Annotated in this window: 17 protein-coding genes and 1 tRNA gene; 4 read left to right on the top strand and 14 right to left on the bottom strand. The window is 59.8% G+C overall.

What is annotated here, in order from left to right:
* Nucleotides 1-40: 40 nt before the first annotated feature.
* The 8 genes from rpoB to secE form a co-directional block, all read right to left on the bottom strand.
* Nucleotides 41-4177, bottom strand: a complete 4137-nt coding sequence (rpoB, locus tag ACMVPR_RS21590) for a DNA-directed RNA polymerase subunit beta (RefSeq protein WP_416884534.1) — start codon at nt 4175-4177, stop codon at nt 41-43.
* 253 nt (nt 4178-4430) lie between these two features.
* Nucleotides 4431-4814: a 50S ribosomal protein L7/L12 gene (gene rplL, locus ACMVPR_RS21585; protein ID WP_292270275.1), complete on the bottom strand. Its 384-nt coding sequence runs from the start codon at nt 4812-4814 to the stop codon at nt 4431-4433.
* Between the two features lie 68 nt (nt 4815-4882).
* On the bottom strand, nt 4883-5395 hold the full coding sequence (gene rplJ, locus ACMVPR_RS21580; RefSeq protein WP_292270273.1) for a 50S ribosomal protein L10: 513 nt from the start codon (nt 5393-5395) through the stop codon (nt 4883-4885).
* A gap of 522 nt (nt 5396-5917) precedes the next feature.
* Nucleotides 5918-6379, bottom strand: coding sequence for a hypothetical protein (locus tag ACMVPR_RS21575; RefSeq protein WP_416884533.1), 462 nt, complete (start codon nt 6377-6379; stop codon nt 5918-5920).
* 145 nt (nt 6380-6524) lie between these two features.
* Nucleotides 6525-7223, bottom strand: a complete 699-nt coding sequence (rplA, locus tag ACMVPR_RS21570; protein WP_292270560.1) for a 50S ribosomal protein L1 — start codon at nt 7221-7223, stop codon at nt 6525-6527.
* A gap of 1 nt (nt 7224) precedes the next feature.
* Complete coding sequence (gene rplK, locus ACMVPR_RS21565; protein ID WP_416884532.1) at nt 7225-7674, bottom strand: 50S ribosomal protein L11; 450 nt, start codon at nt 7672-7674, stop codon at nt 7225-7227.
* 181 nt (nt 7675-7855) lie between these two features.
* Nucleotides 7856-8386, bottom strand: a complete 531-nt coding sequence (gene nusG / locus ACMVPR_RS21560; protein WP_292270553.1) for a transcription termination/antitermination protein NusG — start codon at nt 8384-8386, stop codon at nt 7856-7858.
* Between the two features lie 179 nt (nt 8387-8565).
* Nucleotides 8566-8763 carry a preprotein translocase subunit SecE gene (secE, locus tag ACMVPR_RS21555; protein ID WP_292270551.1) on the bottom strand — a complete coding sequence of 66 codons (198 nt, stop codon included), beginning with the start codon at nt 8761-8763 and terminating at the stop codon, nt 8566-8568.
* A 294-nt stretch (nt 8764-9057) separates the two neighbouring features.
* Between secE and ACMVPR_RS21550 the strand changes: the two genes are divergently transcribed.
* Nucleotides 9058-9636: a hypothetical protein gene (locus tag ACMVPR_RS21550; RefSeq protein WP_416884531.1), complete on the top strand. Its 579-nt coding sequence runs from the start codon at nt 9058-9060 to the stop codon at nt 9634-9636.
* Nucleotides 9637-9746: 110 nt separating this feature from the next.
* Here ACMVPR_RS21550 and ACMVPR_RS21545 read toward each other — a convergent pair.
* Nucleotides 9747-9822, bottom strand: a tRNA-Trp gene (locus ACMVPR_RS21545).
* 709 nt (nt 9823-10531) lie between these two features.
* Between ACMVPR_RS21545 and ACMVPR_RS21540 the strand changes: the two genes are divergently transcribed.
* Together ACMVPR_RS21540 and ACMVPR_RS21535 are read left to right on the top strand one after the other, a co-directional pair.
* Nucleotides 10532-10738, top strand: a complete 207-nt coding sequence (locus ACMVPR_RS21540) for a hypothetical protein (RefSeq protein ID WP_300582007.1) — start codon at nt 10532-10534, stop codon at nt 10736-10738.
* 52 nt (nt 10739-10790) lie between these two features.
* Nucleotides 10791-10997, top strand: a complete 207-nt coding sequence (locus tag ACMVPR_RS21535) for a hypothetical protein (RefSeq protein ID WP_416884530.1) — start codon at nt 10791-10793, stop codon at nt 10995-10997.
* Between the two features lie 109 nt (nt 10998-11106).
* Here ACMVPR_RS21535 and ACMVPR_RS21530 read toward each other — a convergent pair whose 3' ends face one another.
* The 3 genes from ACMVPR_RS21530 to ACMVPR_RS21520 form a co-directional block, all read right to left on the bottom strand.
* Complete coding sequence (locus ACMVPR_RS21530; RefSeq protein ID WP_416884529.1) at nt 11107-11760, bottom strand: CatB-related O-acetyltransferase; 654 nt, start codon at nt 11758-11760, stop codon at nt 11107-11109.
* A 156-nt stretch (nt 11761-11916) separates the two neighbouring features.
* On the bottom strand, nt 11917-13092 hold the full coding sequence (gene tuf / locus ACMVPR_RS21525) for an elongation factor Tu (protein ID WP_416884528.1): 1176 nt from the start codon (nt 13090-13092) through the stop codon (nt 11917-11919).
* A 140-nt stretch (nt 13093-13232) separates the two neighbouring features.
* Complete coding sequence (locus ACMVPR_RS21520) at nt 13233-13859, bottom strand: hypothetical protein (RefSeq protein ID WP_416884527.1); 627 nt, start codon at nt 13857-13859, stop codon at nt 13233-13235.
* Nucleotides 13860-13943: 84 nt separating this feature from the next.
* Here ACMVPR_RS21520 and ACMVPR_RS21515 point away from each other — a divergent pair, with 84 nt between their 5' ends.
* On the top strand, nt 13944-15326 hold the full coding sequence (locus tag ACMVPR_RS21515; RefSeq protein ID WP_416884526.1) for a cytochrome P450: 1383 nt from the start codon (nt 13944-13946) through the stop codon (nt 15324-15326).
* Here ACMVPR_RS21515 and ACMVPR_RS21510 read toward each other — a convergent pair.
* Together ACMVPR_RS21510 and ACMVPR_RS21505 are read right to left on the bottom strand one after the other, a co-directional pair.
* Nucleotides 15323-16519: an NAD(P)/FAD-dependent oxidoreductase gene (locus tag ACMVPR_RS21510; protein WP_416884525.1), complete on the bottom strand. Its 1197-nt coding sequence runs from the start codon at nt 16517-16519 to the stop codon at nt 15323-15325. The genes ACMVPR_RS21515 and ACMVPR_RS21510 overlap by 4 nt on opposite strands.
* A 3-nt stretch (nt 16520-16522) precedes the next feature.
* The gene (locus tag ACMVPR_RS21505; RefSeq protein WP_416884524.1) at nt 16523-17386 is read right to left on the bottom strand and encodes a D-amino-acid transaminase; all 864 of its coding nucleotides are present in this window, start codon (nt 17384-17386) and stop codon (nt 16523-16525) included.
* Between the last annotated feature and the right edge of the window lie 53 nt (nt 17387-17439).

Below are 17439 nucleotides of genomic sequence, written 5' to 3'. Positions count from 1 at the left end.
ACAGAGTTTGCGTAGGGCGGGCTTCAGCCCGCCATTCGGCTCACTCATCCTCCTCCGCATCCAGGAGTTCCATATTCAGGCCGAGGCCGCGCACTTCCTTGACGAGAACGTTAAAGCTCTCGGGAATGCCCGCTTCGAAATTGTCCTCGCCCTTGACGATGCTTTCATAGACCTTGGTCCGGCCCGCGACGTCATCCGACTTGACGGTCAGCATTTCCTGCAGGGTGTATGCAGCGCCGTAAGCTTCCAGAGCCCAGACCTCCATCTCCCCGAAACGCTGGCCACCGAACTGCGCCTTACCACCCAGCGGCTGCTGGGTCACAAGGCTGTACGGCCCTGTGGAACGCGCGTGGATCTTGTCGTCCACAAGGTGGTGCAGCTTGAGCAGGTACTTCACGCCAACGGTCACCGGACGCGCGAACTGCTCACCCGAGCGACCGTCGAACAGGATCGACTGACCCGATGTGTCGAAACCGGCGCGCACGAGCGAGTCGTTCACATCAGCCTCTTTCGCACCGTCAAAGACCGGCGTTGCGATCGGCACACCATGGGTGACGTTGCTAGCCGCTGTGATCAGCTGTGCTTCGTCCATGTCCTTGATGCCTTCTTCGTAGACATCGTCGCCATAGGCGATCCGCATCGCTTCGCGCACCGGGGTCAGGTCGCCCGAGCGACGGTAATCCTGCAACGCTTCGTCGATCTTGATCCCCAGACCGCGTGCGGCCCAGCCCATATGGGTTTCCAGAATCTGACCAACGTTCATACGCGACGGCACGCCCAGCGGGTTGAGACAGAAATCGACCGGAGTGCCGTCCGCAAGGAACGGCATGTCCTCGATCGGCACCACTTTCGAAATCACACCCTTGTTGCCGTGACGTCCGGCCATCTTGTCGCCCGGCTGCAGCTTGCGCTTCACCGCGACGAACACCTTGACCATCTTCATCACGCCCGGAGGCAGATCGTCTCCACGACGGACCTTTTCGACCTTGTCCTCGAAACGGGCATCCAGGGCACGCTTCTGCGCCTCGTACTGCTCGTTCAGGGCTTCCATGATCTTGGCGTCGTCTTCGTCTTCCAATGCCAGCTGCCACCACTGACCACGGGTCAGGCTGTCCAGCAGTTCTTCGGTGATCTGGCTGTTCGACTTGATCCCTTTCGGGCCTTTGACAGCCATCTTGCCAAGGATCAGGTCCTTCAGACGCGCGTAGATGTTGCGGTCAAGGATCGCCAGCTCGTCGTCCCGGTCACGGGCCAGACGTTCGACTTCCTCGCGCTCGATCTGCAACGCACGTTCGTCTTTCTCGACGCCGTGACGGTTGAAGACCCGCACTTCCACAACGGTGCCGAAATCACCCGGCTTCACCCGCAGCGAGGTATCCCGCACGTCCGACGCTTTCTCACCAAAGATGGCGCGGAGAAGTTTCTCTTCCGGCGTCATCGGGCTTTCGCCCTTCGGAGTGATCTTACCGACGAGGATATCGCCCGGCTCCACATCCGCGCCGATATACACGATGCCCGCCTCGTCGAGGTTGCGCAGCGCTTCTTCACCGACGTTCGGAATGTCGCGGGTGATCTCTTCCGGCCCAAGCTTGGTGTCCCGCGCGGCGACTTCGAATTCCTCGATATGGATCGAGGTGAACACGTCGTCCCGTGCGATCCGCTCGGAGATGAGGATCGAGTCTTCGTAGTTGTAACCGTTCCACGGCATGAACGCGACGACCACGTTCTTACCCAGAGCCAGTTCGCCCAGATCGGTCGACGGGCCGTCGGCGATCACCTCGCCCTTGCCCACGGTGTCGCCCACATTCACCAGCGGACGCTGGTTGATACAGGTGTTCTGGTTCGAGCGCTGGAACTTGCGCAGACGGTAGATGTCCACACCCGCATCGCCCAGCTCAAGGTCTTCGGTCGCACGCACAACGATACGTGTCGCGTCCACCTGGTCGATCACGCCTGCACGCTTGGCCATGATGGCCGCACCCAAGTCGCGCGCAACCACACCTTCGATCCCGGTGCCGACCAGCGGCGCTTCGGAACGCAGGGTCGGAACCGCCTGACGTTGCATGTTCGAACCCATCAGAGCGCGGTTCGCGTCGTCGTTTTCGAGGAACGGAATGAGCGAGGCCGCAACCGACACAAGCTGCTTCGGCGACACGTCGATCAGATCGACGCTCTCGTTCGGCGCGAGCGTGTATTCACCCGATTGACGGGTGTTGACGAACTCGTTCACGAACTTGCCGTTCTCGTCCAGAAGCGCGTTGGCCTGGGCCACGGTATGACGCTGTTCCTCGGTAGCGGACATGTACTGAACGTCATCCGTCACATGGCCATTTTTGACCTTGCGATACGGTGTTTCGATGAACCCATACTTGTTCACGCGGGCAAACGTCGCCAGCGAGTTGATGAGACCGATGTTCGGACCTTCCGGCGTTTCAATCGGGCACATACGACCGTAGTGGGTCGCGTGCACGTCGCGCACCTCAAAGCCCGCACGTTCGCGTGTCAGACCGCCCGGTCCAAGCGCCGAAAGACGACGCTTGTGCGTCACTTCGGACAGCGGGTTGGTCTGGTCCATGAACTGCGACAGCTGCGAGGAGCCGAAGAATTCGCGCACAGCCGCGGCTGCCGGTTTCGCGTTGATCAGGTCCTGCGGCATCACCGTGTCGATCTCGACCGAGGACATACGTTCCTTGATCGCCCGCTCCATGCGGAGCAGACCGACGCGGTACTGGTTTTCCATCAATTCGCCGACCGAGCGCACCCGGCGGTTGCCGAGGTGGTCGATGTCGTCGATGTCGCCCTTGCCATCACGCAGTTCGACCAGTGCTTTGACGCAGGCCACGATATCTTCACGGTCGAGCGTGCGCTGGCTGTCCGGCTTGTCGAGCGCGAGACGCATGTTCATCTTCACGCGGCCCACGGCGGACAGGTCATAGCGTTCGCTGTCGAAGAACAACGTGTCGAACAATGCAGAAGCGGCTTCAACGGTCGGCGGCTCGCCCGGACGCATGACACGATAGATGTCCATGAGCGCGGTTTCGCGGTTCATGTTCTTATCGTTTGCCATCGTGTTGCGCATATACGCACCGACAGTGATGTTATCGATGTCGAGAACCGGAATCTCGGTGATCCCCGCATCCATCAGCTCTTTCAGGCTACCACCCGAAACTGCACCGTCCTTGTCGACGGTCCATGTCAGTTCGTCCCCGGCTTCGACATAGATCGCGCCGGTGTCTTCGTTGATGATGTCCTTCGCAACGAACTTGCCAACGATCTGTTCGAACGGCAGCAAAAGGTTCGTGATCTTGCCTTCGTCGATGATCTTCTTGACAGCGCGGGGCGTGATCTTCTTGCCCGCTTCTGCAAAGACTTCACCGGTGGCTGCATCGACCAGATCATAGGTCGGACGGGTGCCACGCACGCGCTCGGGGAAGAACTTGGTCTCCCAGCCTTCGCCTTTGCGCAGCTTGTAGGTCACGGTGTTGTAATACGCGTCCATGATGCTTTCCTGGTCGAGACCAAGAGCATAGAGAAGTGTTGTCACCGGCAGCTTGCGGCGACGGTCGATGCGCGCGAACACGAGGTCCTTCGCGTCGAATTCAAAGTCGAGCCACGAGCCGCGATAGGGGATAATGCGGCAGGCGAAAAGCAGCTTGCCCGAGCTGTGCGTCTTGCCCTTGTCGTGATCGAAAAACACGCCCGGCGAACGGTGCATCTGGGACACGATTACGCGCTCCGTGCCGTTCACCACGAACGTTCCATTCGGCGTCATCAAGGGCATATCGCCCATGAACACGTCCTGTTCCTTGATGTCCTTGACCGACTTCGCGCCGGTATCTTCGTCGATATCGAACACGATAAGGCGCAGCTTCACCTTGAGCGGTGCGCTGTAGGTCATGTCGCGCTGCTGGCATTCCTCGACGTCGTATTTCGGCTTTTCCAGCTCGTAGCTGACGAATTCCAGCACGCTGGTTTCGTTGAAATCCTTGATCGGGAACACCGACTGGAAGACACCCTTGATGCCTTCACCGTCAAGCGGCTGCGGCTGATCGCCGGATTTCAGGAAGAGGTCGTAGGAGGATTTCTGAACCTCGATGAGGTTCGGCATCTCCAGAACCTCGCGAATTTTTCCGTAGTATTTACGAAGACGTTTCTGGCCAAGATAGCTTTGCGCCATGGTCGATATCACCTTTTCATTCTCAGCTGAGCGTCACGCCGTCGGGCCCCGGCGGTCTGCCCAATAGAGACGACACGAACCCGATCAATTCACGGCGCACGTCCCACCGCACGCCTCCCGATCCTTGGGTCCTGTCCAAGAGAAGCCCCGATATGACAAAGGGCTTCTCTAAGACAGGCTTGGCTGGGCATGGAAAACCCCATACCCAGCCTCGCAAATGTGCTCACCGGCCCCCGAAGGAACCGTTAAGCGATTACTTGAGCTCGACTTCCGCGCCAGCTGCTTCCAGCTTCGCTTTGATGTCTTCGGCTTCTGCTTTGGAAACCTGCTCTTTGACAGCTTTGCCGCCAGCTTCAACCAGATCCTTGGCTTCTTTCAGGCCCAGACCGGTGATGCCGCGAACTTCCTTGATCACGTTGATCTTGGATGCGCCAGCCGACTTCAGGATGACGTCGAACTCGGTCTGCTCTTCAGCAGCCGCGCCACCGGCGTCGCCGCCAACCGGACCAGCCATCATCACTGCGCCGCCAGCTGCGGGCTCGATGCCGTACTCATCCTTGAGGATTGTTTTCAGTTCTTGTGCTTCGAGAAGCGTCAGACCAACGATCTCTTCTGCCAGTTTTTTCAGATCAGCCATTGTGACTTTCCTATCTAAATGTGTTCCAACGTCGAGGTTTCAACCCCACGAAGATGTTCTCAGGTGCCTTACGCCGCTTTCTCTTCGATGGTCGAGAGAATGGAGGCGATGTTCGATGCAGGTGCGCCAATCGCGCCAGCAATGTTGGCTGCCGGTGCGCCAATGCAGCCGGCGATGGAAGCGATAAGCTCCTCGCGGGACGGCATCTTGGACACGGCTTCCACGCCAGCCCGGTCAAGTGCGTTCTCGCCCATGGCCCCGCCAAGGATTTCGAACTTCTTGTTCTCCTTGGCAAAGTCCTCGACCACTTTGGCAGCTGCCACAGGGTCTTCGGAATAGGTGAGAACCGTCATGCCTGTCAGGTAGTTAGCGATGCTTGCGCAGGGCTTTCCTTCAAGGGCAATCTTGGCCAGACGGTTTTTGGCGACACGAACGGAACTGCCAGCAGCGCGTGCGCGCCCCCGCAGATCCTGCATCTCGGCAACTGTGAGACCTTCGTAGTGGGCTACCACAACGACGCCAGAGCTTTCGAAGATCTGGCCGAGTTCCTCGACCACTTTCTCTTTTTGGGCTCTATCCACAGGTGTACTCCAGTTTGGGGGGCGGACCCCCCGGCTCAGTAAAACCGGATCGCTCCGGCGGTTTTGGTCCGCAGTCTGCGGTCCCAAACCCGCCCAGCGCTCAACGGGTGAGCCTTGGCATGTCGGTCTGCTACCGCCTCGGGCAGGATTTATTGCGGCATATGCCTCAACCCACCGTCTCGGACGTAATGCAAAAAAGCGCGAGACGAATCACGCGCTGATCTACAGAGATGCGGAGTAATACGAACAGAGGCGAATGCCAACCCCTGGGGCTGGCAAATCGGAGCAGTTTCCAAACAAACTTACATTATCGTAGCACAGACACGGAATTCCTCAAACACCTTCTTTCGACAGGCTGATCTGAGCGTCATCGGCGAGATCCATCATTAAAAAGGGTCACCACACCCGGACCAATCCTTGATTGTGGATGTGGGACAGGCGCGCCCATGGCGGATTGCAGTCTCGGCATCAACTCTGCGTCACCGGTGTTAACACAGAGCCGATCTGACGGTAAAAGAGGCGTCAACCGCCGATGATGTCGCCGATATTGCCAGCAATCGCGACCAGCAGCATCGTCCCGCAGATCAGCAACGCGATCCACAATGCGTATTGCATGATGACCGCGCCGATCCCCATGCCGATAGCCAGCTTGGCCAAGCCCGCCGGTTCATGCTTGTACAGGCTGATCCCGCCCAGAAACGCTGCAAGCATCCCGAAAACCGGGGCCACATACCAAAGAACACCGTCGACATCGAAAAGGCCGCGCGGGGCGGGCGCGGAAGATGCAACAGGTGGCTCTGCCCCCGTCGCCGCAGCGCGCATGTCGCGTGCAATTTCGCCCATGAGTGTACCGATGCTTTTCTCCGTTTCCGGATCATGGGACATCACACCAGATGTCATCACGGCAGCAGCCATTAAAGCGATCGCACCGACCCCAAAGCCGATCAGCCCCCAATGGGCGCGGTCCAATGTTTCTGTGTGCATTGCAAAGCCCCTTGCGCAAACCAACAAGGTACTTCGTAACAGCCGAACTTGCGGATAATTTGGCACGGGCTGTACGTTTTGAAGGCACAAAAAAACGGCGCTCTGGAAAAGAGCGCCGTTCTGAAAATCAATGAGCCCAGTGGCCTTAGTGACCGGCTGCGTCGTCCACAGAGACGGACACGCCCGGACCCATTGTCGAAGACAGCGCGATCTTCTTCATATAGGTGCCCTTGGCGCCTGTCGGCTTGGCCTTGGCCACAGCGTCAACGAACGCCTTGACGTTCTCGACCAGCTTGGCGTCGTCGAACGAGATCTTGCCGATCCCGGCATGTACAACACCAGCCTTCTCGGCCTTGAACTGAACCTGACCGCCCTTGGCGTCTTCGACAGCCTGCTTGACGTCCATGGTCACGGTGCCGACTTTCGGGTTCGGCATCAGGTTGCGCGGGCCAAGCACCTTACCCAGACGGCCGACGATCGGCATCATGTCCGGGGTTGCGATGCAGCGGTCAAAATCGATCGTGCCGCCCTGGATGGTTTCCATCAGGTCTTCTGCACCAACGATGTCTGCGCCAGCTGCCTTGGCTTCGTCAGCCTTGGGGCCACGTGCGAACACGGCAACACGAACGGTTTTGCCGGTGCCATTCGGCAGGCCGACAACGCCGCGAACCATCTGGTCGGCGTGACGCGGGTCAACACCGAGGTTCATTGCGATTTCCAGAGTTTCGTCGAACTTCGCGTTGGCATTGCTCTTGATCAGGGCAACAGCCTCGGCAACGGTCAGACCGTCTTTGCCTGCAAAAGCTTCACGGGCGGCGCGGGTGCGTTTTCCAAGTTTAGCCATCTTACTTCACCTCGATGCCCATGGACTTCGCAGAGCCCAGGATAATCTGCATTGCACCTTCAATGTCCGTTGCATTGAGGTCTTTCATCTTGGCTTCTGCGATCTCGCGCACCTGTGCCGCGGTCACGGTGGCCACGGTCTCACGACCCGGCTTTTCTGCACCGCGCGGACGGTTCCGCTTGCCGACCGGCTTCAGACCAGCTGCCTTCTTCAGGTAATAAGACGCGGGCGGCGTCTTGATTTCCATCGTGAAGGACTTGTCCTGGTAATAATAGATCTGGGTCGGGCACGGAGCGCCCTCTTCCATGTCCTGCGTCTTGGCGTTGAACGCCTTGCAGAATTCCATGATGTTGATGCCGCGCTGACCCAGTGCAGGACCAACGGGCGGGCTCGGTGTGGCTTTACCTGCAGGGATCTGCAGCTTCATCTTGCCGACAAGTTTCTTGGCCATCTGGCCTCTCCTTTTCCAACGACCCGGGAACGCGTTCCAAGGTCACTCATGTTGTGTGGTCCGGTCCGGACATCGCGATGCCCTCGCCTCCCACTCTCTGATGATGGGCGATCCGCCCACCTTACGACAGTCGCCTGCCGTATCTCGTAAGGTGGGCAATTCTGCCCACCGTCGCAGATCCCTATTGCTTCGTGACCTGCGTAAACTCCAACTCGACCGGGGTTTCCCGGCCAAAGATGACCACCGACACCTTCAGGCGCTGGTTGTCCTCGTCCACTTCCTCGATCATGCCATCGAAATCCTCGAACGGACCGTCGTTGACCTTGACCTTCTCGCCCACCTCGAAATGGATGAGCGTGCGCGGCGCTTCTTCACCTTCGGCCACTCGGCCAAGGATCGCCTGCACTTCGGCATCGCGCATCGGCATCGGGCGACCCTGCGGACCAAGAAACCCGGTGACGCGGTTGATCGAGTTGATCAGGTGATAGCCCTGATCCGACATCTCCATCCGCACCAGCACATAGCCCGGCATGAACCGACGTTCTGCCGTCACCTTCTTGCCACGGCGGATTTCGATCACTTCCTCGGTCGGCACCATCACTTCAGCGATCTGGTCCTGAAGCCCCTGCTCCTCGACCTTCTGAAGGATCTGCTCTGCGATTTTCTTTTCGAAATTCGACAGAACACTGACCGAGTACCACCGCTTCGCCATCTGGTCGCAAACCTTCTTGTCCGTGCGGCTGAGACGCCGTCTGATTTCTTCTGGCTGACCTGTCGCCACGCCAGCTCCGGAATAAAAAAGCGGCGTGCAACACGAATCGATGCACGCCTCATTCCGTCTTAAGCGGTCAGTTACCGCCTTAGCCTGCCCTTTTCAAGAGCAGACCCGCGTCACCCGAAGATGTTGAGCAATCCCTGAAGCCCGCTGCGGATCAAAATGTCCACCAGCGCAAAGAACACAGCCGTCAAAGCCGCCATGATAAAGACCATCACAGTGGTCAAAAGCACTTCGCGCCGCGTCGGCCAGACGATCTTGGACACCTCAGCGCGAACCTGCTGGATGAACTGAAGTGGGTTGGTCGTTGCCATGACTGTAGTCTCGCTTTGCGTTTGCTCTGACCCGCACTTAGCGAAGACGCCGTTCGAATTCAAGCAAACAGCCGCCCGTCCTGTCACGACCACAAAAGAAACACTTTCAATGAACGCGCGTATGGCATCGGCGGCAAAAAGGTTCCAACACCCACTCTCACAAATATGTGTCTTATTTTCCAACAACTTGTGGGAACGATCACGCCTCCCGCCTGTTTGTCCCCCAGAGCCGGCGGGGCAACGCACCGCAAGCACTACCAAAACCAAAATGTACTGAACCGAAAGGAATTCACAATGAAACGCATGATGATTGCAACCGCACTCGCAACCACAATCGGCACCGCAGGTTTTGCTGCCACCGAGGCGGAAATTCAGCAGGTGCAGAGCTTTGATGAAAGCATCGACACCTCTGTGCTGACCGACACCCAATATGACATTGCCTATGGCATCGTGACATCCGGCGACTCGTTCAGCGAGAAATCTTCGAAACTGCGCGCCCTCACAACCAAGAACGAGTTGGAACAGGACGCGGCGGTGATCAGCGAAGCGGAAATGAACCGCCTGCTGAGCTATGCACCTGATGCAGATTTCAGCACCATCACTCAGGCACAGGCCGAAATGGCGCTCTCCGCAACCTACGGCAGCGACTCGCATTCCGAAGTCACCCAGCGCGTTCGGAGCATCCTGCGCGGCGACGACAACACGGCGCTGATCAACGTTGGCTCGAATGTCGAACGCCTCTTGCTTGATTATGCGCCCGATGCGGACCTCACCGGTCTTACCGCGGAAGAACTGTCGATCGCGATGAGCTACATCAACAGCGACATGACACGCACCGAAACGGCAGAACGTATTCAAGCGCTGCTCTACTAAGCATCGCATCCCGTGCGGAAAGGGCCGTCCCGAAAGGGGCGGCCTTTTTTTATGCGCCGCTGAATAGTCGCAGATGCACAACCGGTCGCCGTATCTGTGTATCGGAGGAATGGCAGGGGCAGCAGGGTTCGAACCCGCGACCTACGGTTTTGGAGACCGTCGCTCTACCAGCTGAGCTATACCCCTAAGGCCGAGATGACGCGTATTCCAAGGCCTGAGTGAAATCAAGGGCCAGAAACCAAAGCTCCGACAAAAAATCCTCAGCGCGACATTCGCCCGCTTCGCCGCGCTCTGGGACAATTGTTAACGCGACCTCAGGCTGGGGCATCCACACAAGAGCGATGCCGCCTCCGTGAAATGAAGAGCCGCCACCAGCAGTCCAAGCACGTAGTATGGCGTAGCTCCATCGGGTTTGATCGCTGTCCAAAGCTCCAAAGCGCATCTGACACAGCACCGCCATGGCGCGTCGCCCGCACCCAAATCGCCACGCTTTCGGGTACAACGCATCACGCCCGCGCTCTTTTTGGCTCGCACTCCAGTGATCCCGTTGAAACAATGGCGCTTTTTGCGGGCGTCACTTTTTCTTGATACGTCATGGGACATGCCAGTTCCCGTGGTTCCAGTCACGCGTCGGTGTCAAATCTTACCGCCGATCACGCGCTGAACCCCCAGCAAATCCTGACCCGCACCATGGCTGTGCAGCCCCGCGCAGGGGGTGATTGGGGGCGCTCCACGTCAAGTCCACTTTTGCGAGAGCCAGTGTGCACGAGCTGTGAATTCAAAGCCCGCCGCACCGACCCTAGCTTGAGTGGTGTCGGACAGACAGCCCGACGACAGACATCAAACCCAACCGCGCCGCAGGGCGCACACCACCTCAAGATAAAGGACCACACACATGAAAACCCTCATCACTGCCGCAGCCCTCGCCCTCACCGCCTTCTCGGCATCCGCCATGGTCGACACTTCCGCCATCGAAAAATACGTCCCGAACGCAGACGTGTCCGCTCTGTCCGACGCCGAGGTGAACTCCATCCTCAACGTCATCCATTCGAGCGACAGCGAAGGCGAAAAGCGCTCGCTGATCTGGTCGCTGCTCAACTGAACCCCACCCGCGCCTTACGGCGCATGACACATCATCTTAAAGGATCACAGACATGAAAACCCTCATCACAGCCGCAGCTCTTGCCCTCACCGCCTTCTCGGCATCCGCCATGGTCGACACCTCGGCCATCGAAAAATACGTCCCGAACGCAGACGTGACCGCTCTGTCCGACGCCGAGGTGAACTCCATCCTCAACGTCATCCACTCGAGCGACAGCGAAGGCGAAAAGCGCTCGCTGATCTGGTCGCTGCTCAATTGAGCCGGCACGGGCCTCTGACGGCCCCACACCCATCCCGCGACGGTGCTTTTGACCAAGGCCCGTCGCGGACGATGACAAGGCCGCCCCACACAGGGCGGCCTTCAATCGCTTAAGGTGCCCGACGCTCCAAGGCGTCGATGTCGCCTCCGCAAATTTCGGCCTCTGCCTCAAGGATGGTATCAATCGGCCAGTCCCACCAGGCCAGACGCTCTAGCCGCGCCACGGTGTGCGCATCAAACCGCTGCCGGACCACCCGCGCGGGATTGCCCGCGATGACCGCATAAGCGGGCACATAACCCCCGACAACAGCCCCCGCTCCGACGATCACGCCATGTCCGATCCGGGCACCGGGCAGGATCGTGGCTCCCGTACCGATCCAGACATCATGCCCGATCACGGTGTCCCGCCCCGGCGCCGGCATGCTGGGACGGCCTGCCGGGTCGCCGCCACCGAAAACCATGAAGGGAAACGTTGATATTCCGTCATGCCGATGATTGGCCGACGCGGTGATGAACTGCACGCCGCTGGCGATCTGGCAGAATTTTCCGATGCGAAGTCTCTCGGGTGAAAACGGGTAGAGATAGGGCGCAAGATGCGCCGCCCAATCCTCGGGTGGATGATGCGCGCTGGCATAGCTGTAATCCCCCACCTCGATGCGCGGATGATCAAGGGCAGCTTTCAGGAAAACGGTTCCAGCATGCGCCGAACCATCGGGCAGGCGGACAGGATTCAGGGTATTGGGATCGGCAAAGGGGCCGGACATGACAAACCTCGTGATCTGGTTGCAAAACGTACGGATCAGATCAGGTCAGTGGTCACGTCGCCCTCCATCGGTTGTCCGGGCAAGGTAACAAAGATCGCCAACAAACAAAAGGGCCGCCCATAGGGGCGGCCCTCTGTGGTTCTGAAGATCGACGACTTAGTCGACGATTTTGGACACGACGCCCGAACCGACGGTGCGGCCGCCTTCGCGGATGGCGAAGCGGAGGCCGTCTTCCATGGCGATCGGGGCGATCAGTTCAACGTCGAACTTCAGGTTGTCGCCCGGCATCACCATCTCGGTGCCTTCCGGCAGCGTCACGGTGCCCGTCACGTCGGTCGTCCGGAAGTAGAACTGCGGACGGTAGTTCGCGAAGAACGGTGTGTGGCGGCCGCCTTCTTCCTTGGTCAGGATGTAGACCTCGGCTTCAAAGCGGGTGTGCGGCTTCACCGATTTCGGCGCGCAAAGAACCTGGCCACGCTCAACGCCTTCGCGGTCGATGCCGCGCAGCAGGGCGCCGATGTTGTCGCCGGCTTCACCACGGTCCAGCAGCTTGCGGAACATTTCCACACCGGTGCAGGTCGTGGTCTGGGTGTCGCGGATACCGACGATCTCGATCGAGTCGCCCACGTTGATCACGCCACGCTCCACACGGCCGGTCACAACCGTACCACGGCCCGAGATCGAGAACACGTCTTCGATCGGCATCAGGAACGGCTGGTCGATCGCACGCGCCGGCTGCGGGATGTAGTCGTCAACAGCCTGCATCAGTTCGCGGATCTTCATCTCGCCGATTTCCGGCTGCGTGCCGTTCATGGCGTGCAGAGCCGAGCCCGCAACGATCGGAATGTCGTCGCCCGGGTAGTCATAGGCCGACAGAAGCTCGCGGATTTCCATCTCGACGAGTTCCAGAAGTTCCGGATCGTCCACCTGGTCGACCTTGTTCATGAACACGACCATGGCGGGGATGCCCACCTGGCGGCCCAGCAGGATGTGCTCGCGGGTCTGCGGCATCGGGCCGTCAGCTGCGTTCACAACCAGGATCGCGCCGTCCATCTGGGCAGCACCGGTGATCATGTTCTTCACGTAGTCGGCGTGGCCGGGGCAGTCGACGTGTGCATAGTGACGCGCGTCGGTCTCGTATTCCACGTGTGCGGTCGAGATCGTGATACCACGGGCCTTCTCTTCCGGCGCACCGTCGATCTGGTCATACGCCTTGAAGTCGCCAAAGTACTTCGTGATCGCCGCCGTCAGCGTCGTCTTGCCGTGGTCAACGTGACCAATCGTGCCAATGTTGCAGTGCGGCTTGCCGCGCTCAAACTTTTCCTTGCCCATCTCTTCAGACGCCTCGTGAATTGGGGGGTCCACCCGACCCGGTTTTCATCGCGGGCCATCTATGCGCAGAAAACCGGAAAATCAAGCCCAAACGCACCAAGAACCGTGGCGCGTTCAAGGGGTATTCCGGACCGTCCCGATCAGCGCGTAGCCGAAAGCCCCGCACCGTCCGGCGCCGCAGCCGGAAGCTCTGTCCCGGACACCTCGGGTGCCGCCGAAAGACTTGCCTCAGCCCCTCTGGTGAACCAGCCGTCGCTTTCCTGCATTTCGCGCAGCCAGACTTCGACATAGCGGGCAGCCTCTTCGGCCAGGCCGGTCAGCTGTTCTTCCCGGTTCTTGGAAATCCGGGACTCGAATACCTTGATGATCTGAATTTGCTTTGGCTCAGGGTTCATCTTTGCACGTGCTGCGTCATTCCAAAGGGTGACGTTCAGCGCGAGGGCGGATTTTCCCGGAATGATGGGCGGCGGCAGGGAATAGGCTTCGACACTGACACCAAGGTGATAATACTTGTCGCCCTCAAAGCGGCTGAACCGGTCGCCCAGCGCCTTGGTGACAGCGGCGATCCACTCGTCTTCGGTTGCATCGCGCGACACGAGAAGCTTTTGCAGATTGGGTGCCACAACCCCGATGTGACCGATACGAAAATCGCCCAAAGGCTCTGTCGGCTGCTCGAGATCGCGGGTGGAACTGCCACATGCGGCAAGCGCCAGAAGCAGTGGCAAAGCAACAAGAAAGCGGCGCATCGCGTCCCCCCGGATCATCATCCCAACCTCTCTATCCCAGCGCTGCGGGCGGCGCAACGCAACGCCATTGGCATTGCACGTATCGCGACCTAACTTCTTGGTGAGATGGCCAGCGTTTCAACACCCGACAGCCCCTCCATTCCTGCCGCATATCCGGTGCGGGCTGCTTTGGTGCGCGAACCGCTCAACCTGCTTCAAAGCTGGCAGGCGTCGCGGCAGAACCTGCTGACGATCATCCCCGAAATGTCGACCCGGCAACCCATTGTCTCGGGCCGGACCGGAACGCCGTGGCACATGCTGACCGATCCGGACGGCATCCGCCATGTGCTGCTCGAGCAGGTCGACAACTATCCGAAGTCGCGCGTGACCAAGAACCTGCTGCGCCCGGCCATTGGCGAGTCGCTGTTCATCGCCGAGGGCAAGCATTGGCGCTGGCAGCGTCGTACCGCTGCCCCCGCATTTTCGCACCGCAACGTGACCGCACTGGCCCCGGTGATGACCCGCGCCGCCGAACGGTCAGCAGATCGGATCGCACAGTCAGGCAGACGCGCGGTCAACATGCTGGACGAAATGATCTCGGCGACCTTTGACGTGATCTCCGACGTCACCTTTTCCGGCGACAGCGGTTTCGACCGCGCGGCCGTGCACAAAGCCATCGACCTCTACATCTCTGACGCAGGCAAGGTTTCCCTGTTCGACGTTCTCGGCCTGCCCGACTGGATCCCGCGTCCCGGACGCAACCTAGCCACCAACGGCATGGGCGACATGAAAGCCGCCGCTGACCGCGTGATCGATGCCCGCGAGGCTGAAGGCAGCCGTAACACGCCCGATCTGCTCGACCTTCTTCTGAGCGCTGAGGACCCAAAATCCGGTCGCAGGATGACCACAGAGAAAATCCGCGACAACCTGCTGACCTTCATCGTTGCCGGGCACGAGACCACCGCGCTGACACTGGCCTGGTCCTTTTACCTTTGCGCCTATGATCCTGATGTGCAGGACCGCGCCCACGCCGAGGCACAATCGGTCCTGCAAGGCCGCGCCGCCACTGCCAAAGACCTGCCCAATCTGCCCTATATCCGGCAGATCATCGACGAAGCTTTGCGCCTTTATCCGCCCGCCGCCATCATCTCGCGCACCGCGATAGCGAAGGACACTCTTTGCGGCACGCCGATCAATCCCGGCGACACCGTGATCATCCCGATCTACGCGCTGCACCGGTCGCACCTTCTTTGGACCGACCCTGACAGGTTCGACCCCAACCGCTGGGCAGGTGGCGCAAAGCCCGACCGATACGCCTATCTGCCCTTTGGGGACGGTCCCCGCATCTGCATCGGCGCCAGCTTTGCCGTGCAGGAGGCCGTGATCATCCTTGCCACCTTGCTAGGGCGATTCCGTTTCAAATCGGTTAAGGGCGTCGATCCCACCCCGGTGATGATCATCACCCTGCGCCCCGAAGGTGGCGTCTGGCTCGAAGTCGAACCGCTTTAGATCACCGCTTTTTCGACCTTGGGCGTCCCGCTCAAAAGGCGGTCATAATGGAACTCGGTCAGGTCCAGCGACTGGTACCCACCATGGCATATCCACTCGGCCAGCCCCCGCCCCATCGCCGGGGCCTGCTGCAACCCGTGACCGGAAAACCCGTTTATGAACAGGTAGTTGCCCAGCTCTGGGTGAGGCCCCAACACCGCATTGTGGTCAAAGGTGTTCATCTCGTAATGCCCCACCCAACTGTGGGTCAGCCTGATCGCTTCGAACTGCGGAATGCGCGCAGCCAAGAGTGGCCAGACCTCGGCCTCCCACAGCCCGTGATCCATTGCGAAATCGTCAAACGCAACCGCAGGGTCATCGCCGAAATGCCCACCCGCCTGATAGGTGCCACCGCCGTTTTCCCGCACATGCAGGCCCGACGGATCAATGGTCAGCGGCAGATCGCGGTCGAGCGGTTGTTCGGCCTTGAACACCCAGGAATAGCGCTTGCGCGGCTCCACCGGCAGATCAATCCCCGCCATCCGCGCCACATGCCCTGCGCGCGGACCGGCGGCGTTGACCACCTGCCCGCAGGCAATCCGCGTCCCGTCACCCAGCGTGACCGACTGCACCCGGTTGCCTGCAACATTCATCCCGACAACCTCGGCCTCGACATACTCGACACCGCGCTCCTGCGCCTGCCTGCGCAGCCATTCGAACACCGCCATGCTGTCGAAATAGCCTTCGTCCCGCGTGTTGATGGACCCCAGAACGATGTCGTCCAGCGCATAGAACGGATAAAGCCGCGCAATCTGGTCCCGCGACAAGAGCCGCGTCCCTGCACCCGCCGCTTGCTGCACGACCGCTCGCGCGCGCAGGTCGTCGACAAAGGTGTCAGTGTCAGCGAGGTAAAGATACCCGAAATTGCGGATGCCCAGCTGCGGCACCCGCGGATCGCCCCCCATGTAGTCCCGCAGATGGGTCACGAATTGGGCCCCGAACTGGCTGATCCGTACGTTGAGTTCGGTCGAGAATTGCTGCCGGATGCAAGAGGTCGAGGTCGCCGTCGCCGTCTTCTCAAAGTTCATATCCCGGTCGACGACCAGAATACGCCCGTCAAATCCCAGATCGGTCAGGAACCACGCCACAGCCGATCCCATGATCGCGCCGCCGACGATCACGACATCATAGCTGTCCCGCGCGGGTGTGCCCATGGATCAGACAGCGGCCTTGCGGCTTTCCTCGAGGTAGATCTCGCGCAGCCGTGCAGTCCGCGCGCCCGGCGTGCCATCGCCCAAGTTCACACCGTCGATCTCGATCACCGGCATCACAAAGGCCGAGGCCGAGGTGATGAACGCCTCATCCGCCTCTTTCGCCTCATCGATGGTGAAGTTGCGCTCTTCTACCTGCATCTGCGCCTCTCGCGCAAAACGCAACACCGCCGCGCGGGTGATCCCGTGCAGGATGTCGTTCGACAGCGCCCGCGTGATGATCGTATTGCCCTTGATGATATAGGCGTTGTTGCTGGTGCCTTCGGTTACATGCCCATCCTGCACCATCCACGCGTCATCCGCACCCGCCTTCTTCGCCATCATCTTGCCCATCGACGGGTAGAGAAGCTGCACAGTCTTGATGTCGCGACGGCCCCAGCGCACGTCTTCGATCGAGATGATCTTCATCCCCGTCTTCGCCGCCGGGCTGTCCGCCAGACCGGGCTTGTTCTGCGTGAACAGCACCACAGTCGGTTCGGTCGTCTCCGGATCAGGGAAGACGAAATCCCGGTCACCCGGCGCGCCGCGCGTGATCTGCAGATAGACCAGACCATCCTCGATCCCGTTCACCCGCACCAACTCGCGGTGAATCTCAAGCAGGTCATCGAACACCGCCGGTTTCTTGATGTCGAGCTCGTTCAGCGACCGCTCCAACCGCTTTGCATGACCAGCAAAGTCGATCAGCTTACCCCCGAGTACGGATGTCACCTCATAGACTCCGTCCGCCATCAGAAAGGCGCGGTCGAATATCGAAACCTTCGCTTCATCCTCGGGCAGATACTCTCCGTTCACAAATACGGTGCGGGTCATGGGCAGGTCCTTCCGAAAAAAGATATCGTGCAAGCACGTGTCGGTCCGGTTTA

The sequence above is a fragment of the Marivita sp. genome, assembly GCF_048006345.1.
Taxonomy (GTDB): Bacteria; Pseudomonadota; Alphaproteobacteria; order Rhodobacterales; family Rhodobacteraceae; genus Marivita.
The sequence above is the reverse complement of the archived record's forward strand: the minus strand, read 5'-3'. Positions and strand labels throughout refer to the sequence as shown.

Coding starts and splice junctions, on each gene's coding strand:
- ACMVPR_RS21515 (WP_416884526.1), top strand. CDS start 13,944: ATGGCCAGCGTTTCAACACCCGACAGCCCCTCCATTCCTGCCGCATAT.
- rplK (WP_416884532.1), bottom strand. CDS start 7,674: ATGGCCAAGAAACTTGTCGGCAAGATGAAGCTGCAGATCCCTGCAGGT.
- rplL (WP_292270275.1), bottom strand. CDS start 4,814: ATGGCTGATCTGAAAAAACTGGCAGAAGAGATCGTTGGTCTGACGCTT.
- ACMVPR_RS21535 (WP_416884530.1), top strand. CDS start 10,791: ATGAAAACCCTCATCACAGCCGCAGCTCTTGCCCTCACCGCCTTCTCG.
- ACMVPR_RS21540 (WP_300582007.1), top strand. CDS start 10,532: ATGAAAACCCTCATCACTGCCGCAGCCCTCGCCCTCACCGCCTTCTCG.
- ACMVPR_RS21575 (WP_416884533.1), bottom strand. CDS start 6,379: ATGCACACAGAAACATTGGACCGCGCCCATTGGGGGCTGATCGGCTTT.
- secE (WP_292270551.1), bottom strand. CDS start 8,763: ATGGCAACGACCAACCCACTTCAGTTCATCCAGCAGGTTCGCGCTGAG.
- ACMVPR_RS21530 (WP_416884529.1), bottom strand. CDS start 11,760: ATGTCCGGCCCCTTTGCCGATCCCAATACCCTGAATCCTGTCCGCCTG.
- ACMVPR_RS21520 (WP_416884527.1), bottom strand. CDS start 13,859: ATGATGATCCGGGGGGACGCGATGCGCCGCTTTCTTGTTGCTTTGCCA.
- ACMVPR_RS21510 (WP_416884525.1), bottom strand. CDS start 16,519: ATGGGCACACCCGCGCGGGACAGCTATGATGTCGTGATCGTCGGCGGC.
- tuf (WP_416884528.1), bottom strand. CDS start 13,092: ATGGGCAAGGAAAAGTTTGAGCGCGGCAAGCCGCACTGCAACATTGGC.
- ACMVPR_RS21505 (WP_416884524.1), bottom strand. CDS start 17,386: ATGACCCGCACCGTATTTGTGAACGGAGAGTATCTGCCCGAGGATGAA.
- ACMVPR_RS21550 (WP_416884531.1), top strand. CDS start 9,058: ATGAAACGCATGATGATTGCAACCGCACTCGCAACCACAATCGGCACC.
- nusG (WP_292270553.1), bottom strand. CDS start 8,386: ATGGCGAAGCGGTGGTACTCGGTCAGTGTTCTGTCGAATTTCGAAAAG.
- rplA (WP_292270560.1), bottom strand. CDS start 7,223: ATGGCTAAACTTGGAAAACGCACCCGCGCCGCCCGTGAAGCTTTTGCA.
- rpoB (WP_416884534.1), bottom strand. CDS start 4,177: ATGGCGCAAAGCTATCTTGGCCAGAAACGTCTTCGTAAATACTACGGA.